This window comes from Streptomyces sp. NPDC001514, assembly GCF_053597075.1.
In genome coordinates, this window is record NZ_JBSFHO010000012.1 from 43,034 (window position 1) to 63,902 (window position 20,869).

Annotated in this window: 20 protein-coding genes, 1 tRNA gene and 1 pseudogene; 12 read left to right on the forward strand and 10 right to left on the reverse strand. The window is 69.8% G+C overall.

Features of this window, described 5'->3' with window-relative positions:
* Positions 1 to 122 precede the first annotated feature (122 nt).
* Complete coding sequence (locus ACWCXB_RS15080) at positions 123 to 1,427, forward strand: peptidase (RefSeq protein WP_450722845.1); 1,305 nt, start codon at positions 123 to 125, stop codon at positions 1,425 to 1,427.
* Positions 1,428 to 1,541: 114 nt separating this feature from the next.
* Here the strand turns inward: ACWCXB_RS15080 and ACWCXB_RS15085 are convergent, their stop codons facing one another.
* The 3 genes from ACWCXB_RS15085 to ACWCXB_RS15095 form a co-directional block, all read right to left on the reverse strand.
* Positions 1,542 to 1,856 carry a hypothetical protein gene (locus ACWCXB_RS15085; protein WP_450722847.1) on the reverse strand — a complete coding sequence of 105 codons (315 nt, stop codon included), beginning with the start codon at positions 1,854 to 1,856 and terminating at the stop codon, positions 1,542 to 1,544.
* A gap of 182 nt (positions 1,857 to 2,038) precedes the next feature.
* Entirely contained in the window at positions 2,039 to 2,617 is a 579-nt protein-coding gene (locus tag ACWCXB_RS15090) for a T6SS immunity protein Tdi1 domain-containing protein (RefSeq protein WP_450722849.1), read from the reverse strand.
* Positions 2,618 to 2,862: 245 nt separating this feature from the next.
* On the reverse strand, positions 2,863 to 3,450 hold the full coding sequence (locus ACWCXB_RS15095; RefSeq protein ID WP_450722851.1) for a helix-turn-helix domain-containing protein: 588 nt from the start codon (positions 3,448 to 3,450) through the stop codon (positions 2,863 to 2,865).
* A gap of 156 nt (positions 3,451 to 3,606) precedes the next feature.
* On the opposite strand from ACWCXB_RS15095, the gene ACWCXB_RS15100 reads away from it, so the two are divergent.
* Positions 3,607 to 5,085: an MFS transporter gene (locus ACWCXB_RS15100; protein WP_450722853.1), complete on the forward strand. Its 1,479-nt coding sequence runs from the start codon at positions 3,607 to 3,609 to the stop codon at positions 5,083 to 5,085.
* A gap of 298 nt (positions 5,086 to 5,383) precedes the next feature.
* Here ACWCXB_RS15100 and ACWCXB_RS15105 read toward each other — a convergent pair whose 3' ends face one another.
* Together ACWCXB_RS15105 and ACWCXB_RS15110 are read right to left on the reverse strand one after the other, a co-directional pair.
* Complete coding sequence (locus ACWCXB_RS15105) at positions 5,384 to 5,557, reverse strand: hypothetical protein (RefSeq protein WP_450722855.1); 174 nt, start codon at positions 5,555 to 5,557, stop codon at positions 5,384 to 5,386.
* Between the two features lie 34 nt (positions 5,558 to 5,591).
* Positions 5,592 to 6,086, reverse strand: a complete 495-nt coding sequence (locus tag ACWCXB_RS15110; RefSeq protein ID WP_450723081.1) for a DUF5994 family protein — start codon at positions 6,084 to 6,086, stop codon at positions 5,592 to 5,594.
* 297 nt (positions 6,087 to 6,383) lie between these two features.
* Between ACWCXB_RS15110 and ACWCXB_RS15115 the strand changes: the two genes are divergently transcribed.
* The 5 genes from ACWCXB_RS15115 to ACWCXB_RS15135 all read left to right on the forward strand — a co-directional run bounded on the left by ACWCXB_RS15115 (position 6,384) and on the right by ACWCXB_RS15135 (position 9,911).
* On the forward strand, positions 6,384 to 6,953 hold the full coding sequence (locus ACWCXB_RS15115) for a DUF5994 family protein (protein WP_450722857.1): 570 nt from the start codon (positions 6,384 to 6,386) through the stop codon (positions 6,951 to 6,953).
* Between the two features lie 14 nt (positions 6,954 to 6,967).
* Positions 6,968 to 7,231 carry a hypothetical protein gene (locus ACWCXB_RS15120; protein ID WP_450722859.1) on the forward strand — a complete coding sequence of 88 codons (264 nt, stop codon included), beginning with the start codon at positions 6,968 to 6,970 and terminating at the stop codon, positions 7,229 to 7,231.
* Positions 7,232 to 7,274: 43 nt separating this feature from the next.
* The gene (locus tag ACWCXB_RS15125; protein WP_450722861.1) at positions 7,275 to 7,547 is read left to right on the forward strand and encodes a hypothetical protein; all 273 of its coding nucleotides are present in this window, start codon (positions 7,275 to 7,277) and stop codon (positions 7,545 to 7,547) included.
* Between the two features lie 203 nt (positions 7,548 to 7,750).
* On the forward strand, positions 7,751 to 8,173 hold the full coding sequence (locus ACWCXB_RS15130; RefSeq protein WP_450723083.1) for an Hsp20/alpha crystallin family protein: 423 nt from the start codon (positions 7,751 to 7,753) through the stop codon (positions 8,171 to 8,173).
* Positions 8,174 to 8,669: 496 nt separating this feature from the next.
* Positions 8,670 to 9,911: a PP2C family protein-serine/threonine phosphatase gene (locus tag ACWCXB_RS15135; RefSeq protein ID WP_450722863.1), complete on the forward strand. Its 1,242-nt coding sequence runs from the start codon at positions 8,670 to 8,672 to the stop codon at positions 9,909 to 9,911.
* Positions 9,912 to 10,213: 302 nt separating this feature from the next.
* Here the strand turns inward: ACWCXB_RS15135 and ACWCXB_RS15140 are convergent.
* Both ACWCXB_RS15140 and ACWCXB_RS15145 read right to left on the reverse strand, forming a co-directional pair.
* A tRNA-Ser gene (locus tag ACWCXB_RS15140) sits at positions 10,214 to 10,300 on the reverse strand.
* A gap of 56 nt (positions 10,301 to 10,356) precedes the next feature.
* Positions 10,357 to 11,823 carry a S1C family serine protease gene (locus ACWCXB_RS15145; RefSeq protein ID WP_450722865.1) on the reverse strand — a complete coding sequence of 489 codons (1,467 nt, stop codon included), beginning with the start codon at positions 11,821 to 11,823 and terminating at the stop codon, positions 10,357 to 10,359.
* Between the two features lie 177 nt (positions 11,824 to 12,000).
* Here ACWCXB_RS15145 and ACWCXB_RS15150 point away from each other — a divergent pair, with 177 nt between their 5' ends.
* The 3 genes from ACWCXB_RS15150 (at position 12,001) to ACWCXB_RS15160 (ending at position 14,672) form a co-directional block, all read left to right on the forward strand.
* Entirely contained in the window at positions 12,001 to 12,792 is a 792-nt protein-coding gene (locus tag ACWCXB_RS15150) for a glycerophosphodiester phosphodiesterase (protein ID WP_450722867.1), read from the forward strand.
* Between the two features lie 145 nt (positions 12,793 to 12,937).
* Positions 12,938 to 13,558 carry an ATP-binding protein gene (locus ACWCXB_RS15155; RefSeq protein WP_450722869.1) on the forward strand — a complete coding sequence of 207 codons (621 nt, stop codon included), beginning with the start codon at positions 12,938 to 12,940 and terminating at the stop codon, positions 13,556 to 13,558.
* A gap of 145 nt (positions 13,559 to 13,703) precedes the next feature.
* A complete protein-coding gene (locus ACWCXB_RS15160; protein WP_450722871.1) occupies positions 13,704 to 14,672 on the forward strand; it encodes a DUF5926 family protein in 969 nt (322 codons plus the stop codon).
* A 269-nt stretch (positions 14,673 to 14,941) separates the two neighbouring features.
* Here the strand turns inward: ACWCXB_RS15160 and ACWCXB_RS15165 are convergent.
* Positions 14,942 to 15,503, reverse strand: a pseudogene (locus ACWCXB_RS15165) (hypothetical protein).
* Positions 15,504 to 15,725: 222 nt separating this feature from the next.
* Positions 15,726 to 16,433 (reverse strand): bifunctional DNA primase/polymerase, encoded by a 708-nt coding sequence (locus ACWCXB_RS15170; RefSeq protein ID WP_450722873.1) that lies wholly within the window; start codon positions 16,431 to 16,433, stop codon positions 15,726 to 15,728.
* Positions 16,434 to 17,142: 709 nt separating this feature from the next.
* On the opposite strand from ACWCXB_RS15170, the gene ACWCXB_RS15175 reads away from it, so the two are divergent.
* Positions 17,143 to 18,666: a PP2C family protein-serine/threonine phosphatase gene (locus tag ACWCXB_RS15175; RefSeq protein ID WP_450723085.1), complete on the forward strand. Its 1,524-nt coding sequence runs from the start codon at positions 17,143 to 17,145 to the stop codon at positions 18,664 to 18,666.
* Positions 18,667 to 18,793: 127 nt separating this feature from the next.
* Positions 18,794 to 20,257, forward strand: coding sequence for an aminopeptidase P family protein (locus tag ACWCXB_RS15180; protein WP_450722875.1), 1,464 nt, complete (start codon positions 18,794 to 18,796; stop codon positions 20,255 to 20,257).
* 61 nt (positions 20,258 to 20,318) lie between these two features.
* On the opposite strand, the gene ACWCXB_RS15185 is transcribed toward ACWCXB_RS15180, so the two are convergent.
* The gene (locus tag ACWCXB_RS15185) at positions 20,319 to 20,792 is read right to left on the reverse strand and encodes an ATP-binding protein (RefSeq protein ID WP_450722877.1); all 474 of its coding nucleotides are present in this window, start codon (positions 20,790 to 20,792) and stop codon (positions 20,319 to 20,321) included.
* Between the last annotated feature and the right edge of the window lie 77 nt (positions 20,793 to 20,869).

Below are 20,869 nucleotides of genomic sequence, written 5' to 3' on the forward strand. Positions count from 1 at the left end.
ACTTGCTTCCTGCAGCGGCATTTTCGGTCATACGATCATCGAACAGCGGCTCTGCGTGGGTGCTACCGCAGCGGCTGCCCAACGCTTTCGAACCCTGCCTTTCGGACCCGCAAAGGACTCCGTTGAAGATTCGCCGCACTCTGGCCACGGCCGTCGTCGCCTCCGTGACCACCCCCGCCGTCCTGCTCTCCGTCACCCCGGCGCTCGCCGACACCAACCCGTCTGCCGCGTCGCACGCACAGCTGCGGGCCGCGCAGGTCAAGCCCTCCATCGAGGAGCTCGAGAAGGCCGCGAAGGCGGCGCAGAAGGCGTACGACGACGCCGTTGCCGCGGAGAAGATCGCGCGGGCTGTCCTCGATGCCGCCCTCTCGGACGACGCACCCCGCACCGTCGCCGCCGCGGCCGCCAAGAAGGAGGCCGCAGACGCCGCTCTCGCCAAGGAGAACGCCGACAAGGCGGTCACCGACGCGAAGGCCGTGCTCGCCGCGCTGCCCGAGACGGCGACGGCCGAGGAGAAGGCGGCTGCCGAGAAGGCCGTCGCCGAAGCCGAGACCGCCGCCCAGGCCGCCGCGGCCGCCAAGGTCGCCGCCGACGAGAAGGCGGCGACGGCCAACCAGGTCGCCCAGGACGCCCGTGTCGCCGCCGCACAGGAGTACTCCAAGGTCCAGAAGGCCCTGGAGGAGGCCCTCAAGGCGAAGGAGGCCGCCGACAAGGCGCTCGCCGACGCCAAGGAGGAAGCGGAGGAGGGCGAGGAAGGCGGCGAGGACTGCGTCTTCGAGAGCAAGCTCACCACCGTCGCCACCGGCCTGCCGTCCAAGATCGTCGCGGGCTCGACGACCGACTTCTCGGTCAAGGTGACCAACGGCAGCAACAAGACGCTGGACGAGGTCCTGCCGTTCGTCGCCTTCCACGCGACGGACAAGACCGGTCTCAAGAGCCTCGACCACCACTTCTCCCTGCAGTGGTCCACGGCTGCCTCCCCGGAGTGGGAGAACGTCACGAAGGGCCAGTACGCCGGCTCCGTCGGCCCGCTGAAGCCCGGCGGACACGCCGACGTCAAGCTGCGGCTCAAGGTCGACGCCAAGGCGCCGGTCGGGGACGGTCGCGCCTTCGTCGCCGGTGACTACTACAACGACAACGGCTCCTGCGGCGGCAACGACTTCACCGACTACGCCTTCGAGCTGCTCGCCGCCGGCAGCGACCCCGGCAAGGTCGACGACGCCGAGCCCGGCACGAGCACACCGCAGACCCCGGACAACAGGCCGCAGGGCACGACGTCCACCACCCCGGTGAACTCCGGCACGCTCGCCAACACCGGTTCCCCCTCGGCCCTCCCGCAGCTCGCCGCTGCGGCCGGCGCGGCCGTGGCCCTCGGCGCCGGAGCGGTCTTCGTCGTCCGCCGCCGCAAGACCGGTTCCGCCGCCTGACGCACCCTCACGCAGACGCGTAGTACGTCCAGGAGAGGCGCCCCCGAATCCCCGGGGGCGCCTTTCTCTGCTCTCAGCGCCGAGGAGAGGCTCCCCTGAGGGCGCGCCCTCCGGTCAGGACGGTTCCGTACCGGTGCGCGGGCGGCCTGCATCCGGTTGCGCATCCGGCCCGGCCTTCCTCTCGCCGCGCCTGCGCCGCCACCACGCGGCAGCAGCGGTCATCCCCGCGACGGCAAGGACAGCGACCTTCGCGCCGACCTTGACCGACGCCCAGCCGAAGAGGAAGGAGGAACCCCAGCCCTGCCACCACACGATGCCGATGATGACCAGCGCGGTCAGCACTCCCGCCGTGGCCCCCAGGGCAGTCTTCACCCCGGCGCGACGGCCGGCATCGCGTCGGTCGACGCTTTCCCCCGTGTCAACACTCATACCCTTCACGCTAGGGCCCGGACTTCGCGGTCATGTCCAACTCAAGGAGGATTGCGAATCGCCCCGTCGTGGGAGGCATTCGTCTTCGCCGGGAGGGGGCGGGGATTCTCCGGTTCGCCGGGAGGGTGCGGGGATTCTTCGGGTGAGGGGCGCGGACGACGACTGCGGCCCACTGCCTCTCCTCAGATGGCCGAGCGCAACTGGCCGCACAAAGACCAGTACACCTCCAAGTCGCTGATCTCCAGGTTTTCCACGCTGCCCTCGCCTCCGAGGAACAGTGGCACCTTGAATCCCACGCACTGGTGGGCCTCGAGCCTCGGCGAACCGGTCCCCAGCCACTCGCTGTGAAGATCAGCGGCGAGGTAGGTGTCCGGATCGTCGACGAAGGCGCTGTTGAAGAGCTCGAGCACGTCGGCGTCGACCTCGAACGCCTCACCGGTCCCCGGCTCGAAGAGGAGGAAGCACGCGGCTGCGGGGGTACTGCGGGCAAGATCAAGCGCGTACTGGCGTCCCAGCCAATCCTGCGCGACAGGGACGACACGGTCGGCAAACTCGGGGAAGGCGTCGGCGAGGAGCCCGGAGACCCGCGCGGCCCCTTGCGCTGTGTGGACCCGGACGATGCCCTGTCCGAACGACCTGCCCGCGCCCATGGCGACCAGCTGCGCGAAGCCCTCGACTCCCGCGAGCCGCGAGTCGGCCGCCTCACCGACGGCCGCCACCTCATCGTCCGCCGGGTGGCTCTCGAGGAACCGCTGAAACATGAGACCTCCGTATCCGCCGCGACATCGCCCGCAGCGGTCTGGGCCCACGATTCAACACCACGAGATCCTCGCGCTCCGCCATCGGTGGAACCGCATGATCGGCCGCACATGGCCTATGACCGTCCCGGAGCCTCCACCTTCGCGCGCGAGTTCGCGGTCCGGGCCACTGTCGGTGCATCGGCCGCCGCAGGGTGGTCATGGGAGGAGCCTCTCGGCTCACGTACGTGGTGATCTCTTGTGATCTTTCAGGGCGGGTTCCGGAGGGCGGCCGGGCGCGCACGCACCCGGGCCTTTTCACCTTGCCGGCCGAGGATGTGGAGGATCTCGACGGCGCGGTCGCCACTCGGGCCGAACCAGTGCGGCTCCGTCGTGTCGAACTCGGCCACCTCGCCTGGACGGAGCGTGAGCTCGCGCTCCCCGAGTACCAGCAGCAGCTCTCCTGCGAGGACGAAGAGCCACTCATGGCCGACGTGGGTGACGAGCCTCCGAGGACTGGGTGCGATCACCTGCTTGAAGACCTGGAGGCGGCCCGGGTATTGCGTCAGCGGCACGAGGACGCTTCCGTTGCGGTGTCGCAGCGGGGTCAGGTGAACCCGCGGGTCGCCGGTTGCCGGGGCGGCAATGAGCTGATCGAGCGCGACGCGGTGTGCTTTCGCGAGGGGTACGAGGAGTTCAAGGGTCGGGCGTCTCTTGCCGGACTCGATCCGCGACAGGCCGCTGACCGAGATGCCGGTCGCCGCCGACAGCGCCTCGAGGGTCATGCCGCGGTCGCGGCGCAGTGAGCGCAGCCGAGGCCCGATGGCGGCGAGCGTCTGCTCCAGTTCGGCGTCCATGCCTGCCAGTTTCTCGGCTGGGAACTGCGGCCGGCACATTTTTTGCAGTCCTCGCAAAATACCTACCCGATCCGCTCTCGACGGCCCGACGTTGTTGTCCAGGCCCGTGAGGTCTCGATTCCGCGAGTGCCCACGAAGCGCCACGAAGGAGCAACCATGGACACGGAATCCGGCGCGCCCAGACGCTGGACGGTGCTGGCGATCTGCTGCCTGAGCCTGTTCCTGGTCGGACTGGATACGACGATCGTGAACGTCGGCCTGCCATCGATAGGCGCCGGTCTGCACGTCGGAACCCGCGGCCTGGAGTGGACGGTCGATGCGTACACACTCGTGCTGGCCAGCCTCCTGATCTCGTCGGGCGCGCTGGCCGACCGCATCGGACGGCGACGCGTGTTCCGGCTCGGGCTGGTCGTGTTCGGCGCCGCGTCCGTGGCGTGCGCGCTCGCACCGACCTTCGGCATGCTGGTCGCGGCCCGCGCGCTGCAGGGTGTCGGCGGGTCGATGCTCAGCCCGGTAGCGCTCGCGATCGTCGTCAACGTGATGACCGAGCCGAAGGAGCGGGCGCGCGCGATCGGCGTGTGGGCGGCCGTCTTCGGCGTCAGCATGGCCGCCGGGCCCATCGTGGGCGGTGCTCTCGTCTCGGGCGTCGGCTGGCGGTCGGTCTTCTGGATCAACGTGCCGATCGTCGCCGTGGCGCTGGTGCTGACCATGGTCTTCGTCCCGGAGTCCCGCGCGCAGCGACCGCGTCGGCTCGACGGCCCGGGGCAGCTGCTGCTGACCGTCGTGGTCGGCTGTTCGGTCGCCGTGCTGATCGAGGGACCGCACATCGGGTGGGGCTCGCCCGCGGCGATCGTCGGCTACGTCGTCGTCGCCGTCGCCGCGGTCGCGTTCGGGTGGGTCGAGTCGCGCCGGACCGAGCCACTTGTGGACCCCCGGCTGTTCCGTCGGCCGCCCTTTGTCGCCGCCGTCGTCGGCGCGGTCGTGGTGTTCATCGCCCTCAGCGCGACCCTGCTGCTCAATACCCTCTACCTCCAGCATGCGAGAGGCATGACCCCGGTGGCCGCAGGGGTCGTCACACTTCCGATGGCCATCGCGGCGACGGTGTGCGCGCCGCTTTCCGGGGTCCTCGTCGGGCGTTTCGGCCCGCGTCCGCCGCTGGTGCTCGCCGGGGGTTTCATCACGGCCGGCGGCCTTTGCCTCGTGGGTGTCGGCAACCACACCGAAATCCGGTTGTTGTCGCTGGCCTACCTGCTCGTCGGCATCGGGTTCGGATTCGCCAACGCGCCGATCACCAACACCGCGGTCAGCGGCCTGCCGCCCGCCCGCGCCGGCGTCGCCGGTGGGATCACCTCCACCGCCCGCCAGCTCGGCTCGGCCCTCGGCATCGCTGTCGCAGGCAGCATCATCGTCGACGCCCCACCCGTGCACCTCGCCCAAGCATCACGCCCCGGCTGGCTCCTCGTCGCCGGCTGCGGGCTGCTCGTACTTGTCGTGACCTTGGTGACGCCGGCTGCGAGCGGACGCCGAAAACTGCAGGTGGGCGGAGAGTCGGGTGGCGGTGGACGGACAGCGGAGGTGCAAGGGGCGGACAGCCGGGTGAGGACTGACGGACCGTCACGAACTCCACCGGCATAGACCGAGCAGAGGGTTCCGCCTCGGCCCCCTGCACACCGTCGCTCGCGGCGCCGCGTGGGAAGTGGAGCATCACATCGAACTTCCCTCCACCTACCGGCAGTTCTTTTCGGAACTCGGCGGCACCGGCGCAGCACCGACGCAGCGGACCGAGGGCGCGGTCCCCGGAGGGTCGAATGTCGGGGCCGGTAATGTGGAGCTCTTCGGGCGGCGTAGGCTCCCGGAGTCCTGGAGGCGATTGCCCCTGATGACCTTCCGCTCAGTAAAAGATCGCTCCGGTGCCGGAATGGACAGCCACCGGTTACCGAACACGGCGCTTCCCTGCGCGCCGGCGGCCTAGGCGTATGCGGAGGAAGACGAGGTCGGCAACGAGCACCATCACGCCGATGATCAGTAGGTAGAACAGTCCCTCGGTCACCGCTCCGATGATGCCCAGCACGATCGCCACGATGACCAGCAGGAGAAAGAGGGCCATCTGTACCACCTCATATCGCGGCGTTCTGGCCCGTCTACGGGTCATCCGTGGCGATCGGGCGTGTCCGGCCGGTGCCGGTGTCGATGAGGATCTGCTCGGCCGTGGCGTTGGTGGCGCTGACGGCCCGGGCCATCGCTGCGCGTGCCGCGTCGGGAGTCGTGTCCGGCGGGATCACCAGCAGGGAGAAGTGGTCCCGGTCGCCTCGGGTGATGAGGACGGTGTCGTCACCGACCGGGAAGGAGTCGATGTGCACGACGCGGTCGTCGATGATCAGTCGGGTCGGTAGTTCTTCCCAGGCACTGGAGTCCAGACCGACGCGCGTGACGGGTCCGAGGTGCTCGGTCAGCACGGTGACCAGACTGGGCAGCTCGGCGCCGATGTCGCGGGAACGCGGCCACCACGCACCGTCGAGAACTCCCTGACGGGCATGTGTCGTCTCCAGCCGCAGGAGGGCAGTTCCAGGTTTCACGGCATGGTGTATCGCGTCCGGCAGAAGCTTCGCTTCACGAGGGGTGTCGGCATCGGACATGGTGTGCTCACCCGCCTGCAGGGTCGGCATGCGCTCGCCGATCGCCCGGGAGGACGTCGGGACGGCTGCCGGTTTCACCGTACTCCGTGAGCCCACGCCCAGGCTCACCCCGCGCGCCGCCGATCCAGACCCGAGTTCCCGATGAAATGGCTGGTCACGCGCGGGTTCACCGGACCGTGCCCGGAGTACAGTGGATCCACCGGGAGTACTTCGCACACCGGCTCCCACGCCGGTGTCGTTCTCGGCGAGCAACAACACCGGGACGTCGAAGACGATCCTCGGGGACAGGTCCGCGCCATGACCGCGACCATCGACCGTATGGCTATCAGTGAGCGCGTGACCTCACCACCGGTCCGCCTGTCTCTGACCCCGGTGGGGTCCGCCCCGGGTCTACTGGACGGCGCCTGGTGGCCTCGCTCTCGCGATCTTTCCCGTGAACTCCCCGCCCTCATCCACGTGCTGGACGCGCGCTGGGGCCGGATCACGCGTGTGACGGTGAACCCGACCCACTGGCCCGTGATCCCTCACAAGGTGCCCGTGGCCGGGCACACGGTGCACGTGGGCTGGTTCGCCGACGAGCAGGACCCGCACAAGCTGATCCTGCTCTCCTACACCCCAGGCCGCTGGGACCTACTGGTGATCCCGCCGGAGACCGGCGCGGCTGCCGCCGCCCGACTGATGGCCGCCGCAGCCACCCCCAACGGGCTCGCCACCGCCAGCGCTCTGATGGCGAACGAGGACACCTCCCGTGAGGCGAAGGAGTCGCTGGACCGAGAAGAGGAGTGGGAGACCGAAGGCGGGCACGCCTCAGCGGCGGCCGAGAACCCGAACCCGCCAGGATCCGTGAGCTCCGCCCGAGGGATGTAAGGACGAGGTCCCCCGTGAAGCCACCGGAACCACCACCCTCGGACGGGCGGGCCGAGGTGCGTATCGTTGCAGCGTCCCCCGAGGCCGCCCGTCGGGTCGCAGAGGCAGTCCGTCAATGCTTCGCCGCCACCGAACAGCGCAGCTACCCCGCCGGCAGCGACGGCGGAACCCGCCTCCACCTCACCGTGGACACCACGCACACGGCAGAGCGGGCGCGCTCCTGGCTGGCAGCCAGTCGGTCCTCCGCGCAGGACCGCACACAGACGGACGAAGTCTGAGGCAAGGACCCTCGTCGAGGCCTGGCACGAGTGGGCAGCAATCATGGCAACACTCAACGAGCGGAAGCACTACCGCGAAGCGATCATGAAGGCCCTGTACGAGGCCACGGAAGGCAATCGCCTCCTCGGCGTCACCGGGGCGAAGTTGCACGACGACCTCCAGGTCCCCGAGCAGGATCTGGCCGCCGCCTGCGCATATCTGGTGGGCGAGGGACTCATCACCGTCGACTGGGCACAAGGAAATACACCCGCGATGGTCACACTGACGCATCAGGGAATCCGGCTCATGGAGGCCGAAGAGGAGGAACGCGGCTGACACGGCGCGGGGCCCCATCCGGTCAGGGACCGCATTGCAAAAGGGTCTCCTGGGATTGGTGACGGCTCTGGTTCCATTCCCCGTCGCTCGAGCAGCGGGTCTGCGAGCGCGGGATTGAGTCGCCCTTGTCATGTTTATTGCTGGGAGTTATATAGGCGATGTCGCCATGTCGCATCCCACCTTGGGAAAGGGAGTGACTGATGATGCTCATGCGAACCGACCCCTTCCGCGAGCTCGACCGACTCACCCAGCAGCTGCTGGGCGCCGCCGCGAGGCCGTCGGCCATGCCCATGGACGCCTTCCGGGAGGGTGACACCTTCGTGGTCGAAATGGACCTGCCCGGTGTGGACCCCGAGACGATCGACCTGGACGTCGAGCGGAACGTGCTGACGGTCAAGGCCGAACGCCACCCCAGCGCGGGCGAGAACGCCGAAGTACTGATCGCGGAGCGTCCGACCGGCTCCTTCAGCCGCCAGTTCTTCCTCGGGGAGACCCTGGACACCGAACGCATCGACGCCGCTTACGACGCCGGAGTGCTTCGGCTGCGCATCCCGATCGCCGAACAGGCCAAGCCCCGCAAGATCGCCATCACCGGCGGAAACACCCCTAAGCAGATCCGCGGCTGAGCCTCACCGGGGCGGGATTCTTCGTCGGCGATGGGCAGTGGAATCTCCCGCGCCGTCGGTGCCGCGCGGGAAGGCGTGCCCGGCACATTTCTGGTGGGGAGGGGCTCATCACGCTCGAACGGGGCAGAAGGAAACGCATCACGGAATCCGGCTCATGGAGGCCGAAGAGGAGGAACACAGCTGACGTTGAGCCCTTTCCGACCAAGCCGCATCACCCAAAGAATCACTTCTGCCGGAAAGGCAGCACAGGCATAGCATGGTGAGTGGGCCGGTGCACTCTCACGTGCAACCGACCTGGAAGGGCGGCCCCGGTGTGTATACACCGGGGTCGTTGCGCACTGTGGGCGCAACGGCAGGGAACGAGCGAGTCGCGGTGCGTATGGCGGCCGAGCAAGCCACCGAAGCCGGCACCAGGCTGCGCGGTGACCGACTCGTTGGGGACAGCCGGCTCAGCAGGTGAGGGTGAAATCAGGCTGGCGGGTGAAAGGGCACGGCTATGGCGGAGGGTGATCAGCAGTCCCGCAAGGGCGCGGTGGACCGGTCGGAAGGGTTCGGTGAGCGGCTGCTGGGGGTGCTGCTGGACCGGGCACACGAGATGCCGCCGCAGCTGATCGCCCCGCTGATCGCGGAAGAGGTGGCCAGGGTCGGTGGCCGTGACATCTCGATCCTCCTGCAGGACTACGCACAGCTCCTGCTCGTGCCGCTGCCGGGCAGGGGGCTGACCGTCGGTGAGCCCGAGCCGATCGGTGACTCCCACGCCGGCACGGCCTTCCTGTACGCGACCCCTGTCGAGGTACCGCAGGCCGACGGCGTCCGGATGTATCTGCCGCTGCTGGACGGCAGCGACCAGGTGGGAGTGTTGGCCCTCACCCTGGAGACCCTCGATGACGACGACCGGCGCCTGCTGCGCAGGCTGGCCGGCCTGATCGCCGACATGCTGGTCACCAAGCACAGCTACACCGACCAGTTCTTCCTCACCCGGCGCCGCGAACCCATGAGCGTGGCCGCGGAGATCCAGTGGTCCCTGCTACCGCCGCTGGCGATGTCCGTCCCGCAGGTCGCGGTGGCCGGAATCCTGGAGCCCGCCTACAACGTCGCCGGCGACAGCTTCGACTACGCACTCAACGACGACATCCTGCACGTGGCCGTGGTTGATGCGATGGGCCACGGCCTGAACGCCGCCACGATGGCCACCGTCGCCATCGGCGCCTACCGGCACTCCAGACGTGCCGGCATCGGCCTGTCCGAGATCTACGCGTTCATGGACCGGGCCATCGACGAGCAGTTCGGGCCCGAACACTTCGTCACCGCGCAGATGATGCGCCTGAACATCGCAACGGGCCACCTGCAGTGGGTCAACGCGGGCCACCCCGCCCCGCTACTGATCCGCAACCGCCAGGTACTGCGGCAGCTGGAGGGCCCTACCACCTTCCCGGTCGGCTTCGGAGGTGAAGAGCCCCAAGTCAGCGAGCAGGTACTCCAACGCGGCGACCGGGTGCTGTGCTTCACCGACGGCCTGATCGAGGAGCACGAAGCCGGCGAAGAGCAGTTCGGCGAGGAACAACTCATCCACTGGGTCAACCGCATCGAGCAGGCAGAGGAGGGAGTGCGGGCGGTGGTGCGCTCCCTCTCCCACGCCCTGAAGCAGGAACGGGGCGGGAGCACCAGTGACGACGCGACCCTCTTCCTGATCGAGTGGCGCGGGGGCGCCGCCGACCACCTCGCCGTCCTGGAGTGAGCCGATAGCCGCCCCATCGTTGACGGAGCCGAGGCGCAGGCTTGCGGCTCCCGGCTTTCGCTGCCCAGATGCGAGAACAGCGCGGCTGGGGTCATCGCCACGTCCGGCGGCTGGAGCAGGCAGAGCGGCCCGGCCACGCCCGCCGCCATGTCCCACGGGTGGCTGCTGAGCACGATGCCTCGCTGGCGCTCACCACCTGGCCGGGGATCCGAACCGCGCCATCCCGCTGCTCAGTTCGCATACGAGAAGGGGTGCCCGGAGGATCCGGACACCCCTTCTCACCTGGCCTTATGAGCCACAGGCGGTGGGTGTGGGATTTGAACCCACGGTGACGTCGCCGCCACGACGGTTTTCAAGACCGTTCCCTTAGGCCGCTCGGGCAACCCACCTCGCGCCGCCGTCCCGGATCGATCACGGGTGACGTGCGCGTGCACAGCCTAGCCCGTCAGCTGTCGCCCTTGCGCTGGCCCAGGGTGACCTCGACCGTGGACTCCTTGCCGCCGCGTTCGTAGGTGATGGTGACCTTGTCGCCCGGCTTGTGGTTCCAGATCTCGCTGATCAGGGTCGGGCCGCTGTCGATGGGCTTGCCGTTGAACTTGGTGATGACGTCGCCCGCCTTGAGGCCGGCCTTGGCGGCGGGGCCGTCGGGGGTGACCGCGGGGGTGCCGCCGGTGCCCTGGGTGGCGATGGTGGCGCCGGGGCCCTGGTCCGACATGTTCACGGTGGCGCCGATCACCGGGTAGACGGGCTCGCCGGTCTTGATGAGCTGCTCGGCCACGTTCCTGGCCTGGTTGATCGGGATGGCGAAGCCGAGGCCGATGGAGCCGGCCTGGGCCTGGCCCATGCCGTTGCCCGCGGACTGGATCGCGGAGTTGATGCCGATCACCGCGCCGCTGGCGTCGAGCAGCGGGCCGCCGGAGTTGCCGGGGTTGATCGAGGCGTCGGTCTGCAGGGCGCTCATGTACGAGTTCTTGCCGCTGGAGCCGTCGCCCGAGGCGACCGGGCGGTTCTTGGCGCTGATGATGCCCGTCGTGACCGTGTTGGAGAGGCCGAAGGGCGCACCGATCGCGATCGTCGAGTCTCCGACAGCCACCCGGTCGGAGTTGCCGAGCGGCAGCGGGGTCAGTCCGGCGGGGGCGTTCTTCAGCTTCAGTACGGCGACGTCGTAGCCCTGGGCACGACCGACGACCTCGGCGTCGTACGTCTTGCCGTTGGGGAAGATCACGGAGAGCGTGCCGCCGTCGGCCGCGGACTCCACCACGTGGTTGTTGGTGAGGATGTGGCCTTCCTTGTCGTACACGAAGCCGGTGCCCGTGCCGCCCTCGCCCTCGGCGCCGCCGGACTTCGCCTCGATGGTGGCGACGCTCGGCAGCGCCTTGTTCGCGACCGCGGCAACCGTGCCCGGCTCACGCTTGAAGTCGGCGGGTGCTTGACCGGAGGAGACGGTCGTCGAGATGCCGCCGTGGTCGGCGCGCTCGGCCGCCCAGTAGCCGATGCCGCCGCCGACGCCGCCCGCGACGAGCGCAGCGGCGAGCACGGTGGCGATGAGACCGCCGGAACGCTTGCGCGGGGCGGCCGCAGGGCCGGCCGGCGGTACGGGGGCTCCCCAGGGGGATACGGGCGGCGGGGGCGGCGGCCAGCCGGTCCCGGCATGCTGCGTCACGGTCGGTGAGGACGTGGGCACCGGCGGTACCTGCTGTGTCGGCGCCTCCGCACTGGCGGCAGACTCAGGCGCGGCGTGTGCGGCCTGCGCGGCCTGCGCCTCATGCGCGGTCCGCGTCGCATGCGCCGCATGCGCAGCCTGCGCCGACTCGGCTTCGGAAGCGGCCGCCGGCACAGGAGGTGGCACGGGAGGTACGGACGGGGCGCCCTGACCCGGAGTGCCCTCGTTGCCCTCGTTCTCGGTGCTCACAGCTCTCTCCTCGATTCCGCGAATCCGCGATTCCGCTGTCGGTACGCGGTGCCCAGCTTTTCCCACCGGCTGTCAGGCCACTGTAAGCAGGACCTGTGCGTATCCGCCCCATCCTTTACCCCGGACATTACGGACACGTGATCGACGTCCCCGTTCCGACGATGACACCATGACGCGGTGACACAACTCCCGATCCAGGTCGTCGCTCACCGAGGCGCCTCGGAGGCCGCCCCCGAACACACGCTGGCGGCCTATGTGAGGGCCATCGAGGACGGGGCCGACGCCCTCGAATGCGACGTGCGGCTCACCGCCGACGGTCATCTGGTCTGTGTCCACGACCGCCGCGTCGACCGCACCTCCAACGGCCGTGGCGCCGTCTCCGCCCTGGAGCTCTCGAAACTCGCCGCACTCGACTTCGGCTCGTGGAAGGACAGCGAGGAGAGCCCGGACTGGGGCGATCGCCAGTTCACGTCCGTACTGACCCTGGAACGGCTCCTGGAACTGGTGGCCGACGCCGGACGGCCGATCGACCTGGCCATCGAGACCAAGCACCCCACCCGCTGGGCGGGCCAGGTCGAGGAGCGGCTCCTCCAGTTGCTGAAGCGCTTCGGCCTCGACGCCCCCGCGACACCCGCCGAGTCGTCCGTGCGCGTCATGAGCTTCTCCGCGCGCTCGCTGCAGCGGATCGCGGCCGCGGCGCCGACCATCCCGACCGTGTATCTGATGCAGTTCCTCCCGCTCCGCATGCGCGACGGGCGGCTGCCGGCGGGCTCCCGTATCGCGGGGCCGGGGATCCGGCTCGTACGCAATCACCCCGCGTACATCGAGCGCCTGCAGGCGGCGGGCCACCGCGTGCACGTATGGACCGTGAACGAGCCGGAGGATGTCGATCTGTGCGTCGGCCTCGGCGTCGAGGCGATCATCACCAACCGCCCGAAGCAGGTTCTGGCCCAACTGGGCCGCGGTTAGCCGGCCACCCGTACGCGAGCCCGGAGCCCGGACCCGAGCCCAGCCCCGAGCCCCGAGCCCGGAGCCGAGCCCCGCCTCACCCGAGTCGCCCGGAGTCACTACAGGGAGTGCACCGGCGCGTTCGGACCGTGTTCGATCGTTACGAGTGCGTCACCAGACACGGATTGGCCGGTTTCCGGTCCAGTCCATTGGGGCATCCAAACCGTGGCGTGGGGCAAAGGAGGTCTCGGGGGTGGCGTTGGTGGTGGCACAGGAGGTGCCCACGTCGTCGAGCATGGCCGTACCCCATGGCCCTGCGGGCGTGGGTGAGGCGAGGCACCGGATGCGTGAGCAGCTGCGACGCAGCGGGGTGTCCGAATCGGTCGTGGACGATGCTGTTCTTATCCTTTCCGAACTGCTCAGCAACGCCTGCCGGCACGGCAGACCGCTGGGCCACGCCGAGATCGGGGACGGCGCCATCCGCGCCGCGTGGCGCGTCGACAACACGGGCAGGCTGACCGTCGAGGTGACGGACGGAGGTGGTCCGACCCGACCGGTTCCGGCCACGCCCTCGGTCACCGCGCGCGGCGGCCGTGGGCTCAACATCATCAGTGCGCTCGCCCAGGACTGGGGCGTACGGGACAGCGCAACGGGTGAGGTCACCGTGTGGGTGCTTGTTACCGAAGGGCACCGCCGCGACGATTTCGCTACGCGCGTCACCGGCTCCGGCCCCGGTACCGGGTTCGACTTCGTGGACGCGTACGAGGACACGTACGGGGATGCCTAGGACGACGCGCACGACCACGCCTACCGCGACGCGCAGGACGACATCGCCAGACACGTCGCGGCCGGCATACGCGCCGTAACGGCTAGGCTCGCGCCCGAGACACAGGCACCACACAGCACCGCAGTCCTCGGGAGAGAGCCACACCATGGCCAAGAAGCGCCCCCAGACGAAGGCCGTCAAGCCGCAGACCGCCGACGGGGAGATCCCTGTCGTCGGTGCCCGCGAGCCCTGCCCGTGCGGTTCGGGTCGTCGCTACAAGGCCTGCCACGGCCGGGCCGCCGCGCACGCAGCCACCGAGCGGGTCCAGCGCCCCTTCGAAGGGCTCCCCAACGAGTGCGACTGGGTCGCCCTGCGCGAACTGGTCCCCGCCGCGACCGTCGAACTGACCCTGAAGGACGGCCTGCCCGACGACGTTCCGTCGGTGACGCTCGCGACCGTCCTCCCGATGGCATGGCCCGCGCTGCGCCGCGACAGCGGCGCCGTACTGCTCGCCCTGCAGAACGACACGACCTCCGGCGATCTGAGCCGGGACATCGCCGACACGCTGACCCGCGCGCTCGTCGCGAAGCCCGGCAGCCCGGTCTCCGCCGCGCGCGTGACCGCGGAGGGACCGCGGCTGCAGGATCTGCTCGACCCGGCCACACCGTTCGAGCCGGTCATCCACTCGGGCTTCGAGTTCTGGATCCCGGACTCCGCGGAGAACGCGAGCCCGGAGGTCGCCGCATCGCTGGAGCGCGCCAACGCCGCCGCGATCCCGACCGTCAGGCTGACCGGCGTGGACGCGGCGTACTGGTGCGAGACCCCGGAGAAGAACCATCTGCGCTGGGTCATGCCGCACCCCGAGGAGCAGCTCCTCGACGCGCTCGCCCGGCTGCACGCCGCCGGGACGTCGAGCCTCGGCGAAGGCACCCGACTGGTCGGCTCGTTCCGGGCGCACGGGCTCATGGTCCCGGTCTGGGACCTGCCCCGCGCCATGGGCGCCGAGGAGTGCGAGAAGCCGGCCGCGGAGTTCGCCGAGCGGCTGGCGGCGGCGCTCGCCGTCGACACCCCGCTCACCGCGGACGAGCGCCGGGCGCGCGGCGGTCTCACCAACCGCCAGGTGACCCTCAGCTGACAGCCCGGAGGCGACCGTCGGCTGACGGTCCGGAGGTGACCCTCAGCTGACGGTCCGGATGGGCACAGTGACGATTTCTGTCGCCCGACAGGTGATTCCGGTCACAAGTGCCACGCGGACCGGTAATTCCTTGTCCGAATACCCGAGATCGAATTTGCGAACGGCAGATCTCTTGTTACCGTTCTGGAAGCCCGGTCGCTGGTGCATCCCCCGTCGCCAGCGACCGGGCGTTGCTATTTCCGTATTACGGCACGCCGCACAGCCGGGCATCAACTTCCCGTAGCAGCTGGGGAGTTGCTCCCCGAACGCAGCAACAGCGGCCCTTCTCCGAGATCATGAACTCGCGAACTCCGCAACCGCCGCATACGCGTCCGCTTCACCCCGCACCTTCTCACGCGGTGTTTCACAGGCCGCGGGCTCGTCGTCCGCTTCGACATCGCAATGGGTCTGTACGGTCCTGCCTCCGGGGGCCATGAGGCTCAGCACGGAGCTCAGCCGTTCACCCGTCGCGTTGCGGTAGTACGTACGCGCCCACGTGTCCGCGCCCTCGGTCAGGACGCACGTCTGGGCCTCGACACCGTCGGGGGAGGTGAGTTCCGGGCCGCAACGTTCGCTGGTCCGCGCGCGCCCGGGTGACACGGCCGCATCGATTTCGGCCAGAATTCCGCGCCGACCGGCCCTCTTGTCATTCTCCGATACGGACCTCTCGACGGACCTCTCCACGGTCCACGCTTCAGGTCCCGGTGTACGGGCCGGCCCCGCAGAGGCGGAGACCGGCAGCAGGGCGGCGCAGACGACCACGAGCACGAGTCCGGTCATGCGGATGTTCATGGCGGCCCACCTGCCGGCGCGGGGACGTGTGACGGTCCGGTCACGCGTGCGGCGTGACACGTGACGTACATCGGTGGGCCGAAGATATCGACGGCACGAGGGCGCCCGGGGCTCCGCGCGCCCAATTCCCGGACAAGTGGGCTCAGCTCACACCCGTACGAGTGAGCCGAGCCCGTTCAGTACGTCGGCCGAGCCCGTTGAGTACGTGGGCCGAGCCCGGGTTCAGTACGTGAGCCTGGTGCCGTCCCCGGCCTCGGGCGGGGTGAATCCCCCTGCCGGCGCGCTGACGCTCGCCTCGACGAGCGCATCGACGACGGCCTCCACATCCGGCAGCCAGGGCGATGCCGAGCCGGGCAGCGGCGCACGCTCCCAGCGGACCTGTCCCGTACCGGCCTCCGACGGGGGTAGCACCAGATAGCCGCCCTCGCCGTGGAAGCGGAGCGAACTCGGCACCCAGTCCTTGGCGTACAGCAGTTCGCCCAGCTGTTCCATCGAGTACGGAGCGACCAGCAGCGACCAGCGGGTCGGGGTCGCCACGACCGGGCCGAGCCGCATACCCATGCGGTCGAGTTCGGCGAGCGCCCGCGCCCCCGCCACCGCGGGCAGGCTCACGGCGCACGGTGCCCGGCCTCCCGTCGCCAGCACGATCGGGGCCGTGGGGCGGTTGGTCCACCACCAGCGCACCATGCGCTCGTCGGTGGTCGCCGCGAGGATTCCGGGATCGAAGGGGTGCGCGCCGGGGACGACGCACTCGGGGTCGGGGCAGGCGCAGCCGCGGCCGCGGTCATCGCGCGCGGCCGGACCGAGCCCCACACCGGGAAGCACGGGCCAGTGCCATGCCGTGGCGCAGGTGAGCGCCGCATCGAGCTGGGCAGGCGTCCCCTTGTGCCGGAACCGGAGCCTGCGTCGCCTTCCGGGGATCTCGCGCATGAGCGCTCGTTCCTTTCCGTTGAACGCCGAGGGCCACATCACACCATGTGTGCATCACTTCACCGTGCGTACTGCTGACGTACCACTGCGTGCATCGTGCGCGCGCATCGCTTCGTGCTCCGCTTTCGCGCTTCACGCCTCGCGCATGGCGCGTCGTGCCAGGTGCTTCGTGCAAGGCGCTTCGTGCAAGGCGCTTCGTGCGCGTGCATCACTGCAGACATCGCTGCAGGCGTTACTGCGTGCATCGTGCAGCCCTGCACATCACCGCCCCTCGCCATGGGCGTGCCATGGGCATGGGCGCCCCCTGGTCAACCGCGGCAACCAGCACCCCGGGGGCCGAACGATCGTGGGCTGTGTCCATTAAACGCGTGGCGAGGGGTGGCGCGTGCATGGCGCTTTGCTGTCCCGCTGAACTGGTCCCGCTGTTCCCGCCACTCGGGATGGGGCGCGGCGGCCTCGGCCGTTAAGACGCCCGGGCTCCCCGCCAGGTTCCGGAGCTGTCCCAACTGCCCCTGGCCATCACCGTTTACGTACCCATCACGTTCGGGATGACGCTCCTCCTGGGACTTCGGACTTTGGATCTTCGCCCCGGGAGGTACCCCTCTCGAACTCCCTCAGTCGACCGCAAATAGATGCCATGGGGGGCATTTTTTGGCCAAGTTAGCGACCCTCCGAACACCCCGTGGACACCAGCAATTCCGCCAGGACAATGCTGGACATCCCCTCACGTGTGCGTGTAGATGTGGATCCATTGATAGCTGCGCAGAATGACATGGGGGTTTGCGATGCTATTGGCCGAAACGCACCAGTCGGAAAGTCGGCTGCCATGAGCGCCCCTCACCTGCCGAAAGTGGCCGGAATCGATTCAGCGGTTCCCGCTTCCGCGCACACTGCCGCGGCCCTCGCAGCCGCCCCCGCCCCCACCCCTGCCCCGACGGCCGCCCCCGGCGCGCTGATCCAGGACCGGCTGGCCGGCTGGGTCTCCGACCTCACGACTCTCCACGAACTCACCGAGCGCCTGGCCAGAACGAGCACGCGCGACGACGCACTCCATGAACTCCTGCGCGCGGGCGCCGCCCTGGTCGGCGCCCGCCGCGGCATGGTCGTCCTCGAACCACCCGACGGCCGCGGCCCGGCCACCACCCTCGGCCTCGGCCTCGCCCACGCCGACCTCGGCCACATCGAGACCGTCCCGCGCAGCGCCACCCCCTACGGCCGGATCCTCGACGGAGCCCCCACAAGCGTCGCCGGCCCGGTGGCCCAGGCCGATCTGTTCCGCGACGAGGGCCTCGACCCGCGCCTCCGCGAAGTCGCCGTCCGTCTCGGCTACGCGGCCAGCTACGCCCTGCCGCTCGCCACCGCCGAGGCGGGAAGGCTCGGCGTCGCCGTCTGGTTCTACGACGAGCCCGCCGAACCGGTCGAGCGCCAGCGCCATCTCGTCGGCCTCTACGGGCGGTACGCCACCGAGCATCTGGCCCGTCTCCTCGAGCTCGAGCGGGCGCGTGCGCGGATGGCGACCATCGCCGAGGAACTGCTGCCCAGCCGGCTGCCCCGGGTGCCCGGGGTCCGCCTCGCCGCCCGCCATCTCGGCGGACCGCGCGGCGGCGGCGAGTGGTACGACGCGCTGCCGCTGCCCGACGGCGCGCTGGGGCTCGCCGTCGGCTCGGTCTCCGGTTCGGGGCCGAGCGCCCTGGCCGCGATGGGGCGGCTGCGGGCGAGCCTGCGGGCGTACGCGGTGATGGAGGGCGAGGACCCCGTCGCCGTACTGTCCGATCTGGAGCTGCTGCTGCGGCTGACGGAACCGGCCCGTTCGGCGACCGCGCTGTTCGCGTACTGCGAGCCGGCGCTGAGGAAGGTCGTCCTCGCCGGGGCCGGGCACACCCCGCCGCTGATCACCGGGGAGCGGCGGACCGAGTTCGTCGAGACCTCGCTGTCGGCGCCGCTGGGGATGCTGGCCTGCTGGGAGGCGCCGAGCGTGGAGTTCTCGCCAGGGCCCGGAGAAACGGTGCTGCTCTACACCGACGGACTGCTGCGACGCACCGGCGACCCCATGGACCGGGCGTTCGCACGGCTGCACACGGCGGCGGCGAGCGTCCCGAAGGGCGCGCGCGACGACCCGGCGGCGATCGTCGACCATGTGCTGCGGACCGTACTGCCCGAGGGACTCGGTACCGGCGCGGACGGCGACGAGGACGACGAGGACGTGGTGATGCTGGCGGCCCGGTTCGAGTGATGCGCACCACGCGCCGGCAGCGCGTGGATCAGTGATGCGCGCCATGGGTCCAAGGGCCCTGGGCCCCCTTACGCACGACCGTACGATGGGTGAGGGTTCAGTGTCGTACCAACAAGGAGGCGGACCCGTGGCCGAAGAGCTCAACCCGGAGACCCCGGAAGAGACTGAAGAGCAGCCGATCAAGCAGCGGAAGAACGGGCTGTACCCGGGAGTGTCCGACGAGCTCGCGGAGAACATGAAGTCCGGCTGGGCCGACACCGAGCTGCACGGCCTGGAGCCGATCGCACAGGCCGCGCACACCGCGCGCCGCCGCGCCGCGCTCTCCGCCCGCTTCCCGGGCGAGCGTCTCGTCATCCCCGCGGGCAGGCTGAAGACCCGCTCCAACGACACCGAGTACGCCTTCCGCGCCTCCACCGAGTACGCGTACCTCACCGGTGACCAGACCCAGGACGGCGTCCTGGTCCTGGAGCCCAAGGGTGACGGCCACAAGGCGACGATCTATCTGCTGCCCCGCTCGAACCGTGAGAACGGGGAGTTCTGGCTGGACGGCCAGGGTGAGCTGTGGGTCGGCCGCCGGCACTCGCTCGGCGAGGCGGAGCAGCTGCTCGGCCTCCCGGCGAAGGACGTCCGCGAGCTGCCGGAGCAGCTGCGCGAGGCGACCGGCCCGGTCCGTAACGTCCGCGGCCACGACGCCACCATCGAGGCGGCCCTGACCGACAAGGTCACCGCCGAGCGCGACGAGGAGCTGCGCGTCTTCCTCTCCGAGGCCCGCCTCGTGAAGGACGAGTTCGAGATCTCCGAGCTGCAGAAGGCCTGCGACTCCACCGCCCGCGGCTTCGAGGATGTCGTACGAGTCCTCGACAAGGCCGAGGCCACCAGCGAGCGCTACATCGAGGGCACGTTCTTCCTGCGCGCCCGCGTCGACGGCAACGACATCGGCTACGGCTCGATCTGCGCGGCCGGACCGCACGCCACCACCCTGCACTGGGTGCGCAACGACGGCGCGGTGCGCCCCGGCGAGCTGCTCCTGCTCGACGCCGGCGTCGAGACCACCGAGCTCTACACGGCGGACGTCACCCGCACCCTGCCGATCAACGGCCGCTTCAGCGAGCTGCAGCGCAAGATCTACGACGCGGTGTACGAGGCCCAGGAGGCCGGGATCGCCGCGGTGAAGCCGGGCGCCGCCTACCGCGACTTCCACGACGCGGCACAGCGCGTCCTCGCCACCAAGCTGGTCGAGTGGGGCCTGCTCGGGGACCTGGACGTGGAGAAGGTGCTGGAGCTCGGCCTGCAGCGCCGCTGGACCCTGCACGGCACCGGCCACATGCTCGGCATGGACGTGCACGACTGCGCGGCCGCGCGGACCGAGACGTACGTGGACACGGTCCTGGAGCCGGGCATGTGTCTGACCGTCGAGCCGGGGCTGTACTTCCAGGCCGACGACCTGACCGTGCCCGCCGAGTACCGCGGCATCGGCGTCCGGATCGAGGACGACATCCTCGTCACGGAGGACGGCAACCGCAACCTCTCGGCGTCGCTTCCGCGGCAGGCCGACGAGGTGGAGACCTGGATGGCGCAGCTCAAGGGCTGAGCCGAGGCCGTACGGCCGGGGCAGGCTGCCGCACAGCCGTACAGGAGGGAGGGCGTCCGGCTCAGTTGACTCTGAGCAGGGCGTCCTCCCGCCATTTCAGGATCTTGTCGAAGCTCACCACCGCGCCGTGCCCCGGCCGGTTCCGGAAGTGGACGTGGTCGGCGAGCTGCTCGATCAGACAGAGTCCGCGGCCGTGCTCCGCGGAGAGGGACGGGGAGGGGGCGACAGGAGCGAGAGGGGCGAGGGGGGCTGCGGAACAGCGGTCGGGGAAGCCGGGACCGGAGTCCGCCACTTCGATACAGCACTTCTCGCCGTCCAGATACGCCGTCACGCGGTACGCCTCCGACGGACCGCCGGGCCCCGCGTCCCCACCGTGCTCAACGGCATTGGCACACGCCTCGCTCAGCGCGACCGAGAGGTCGTAGGAGATGTCGGGGTCGACGCCCGCGGTCTCCATCGTGCCGAGGAGAAGGCGACGGGCGAGCGGGACGCTCGCAGCCTCGCGCCGCAAATGGAGAGACCACCAGATGCTCATGCTCCAGCCTCCTGGCTGCGGCTCGACATACCGTTACGTATTGCCGCAAGGCCTCGTTCGTAAGCGCCTGGTTGACG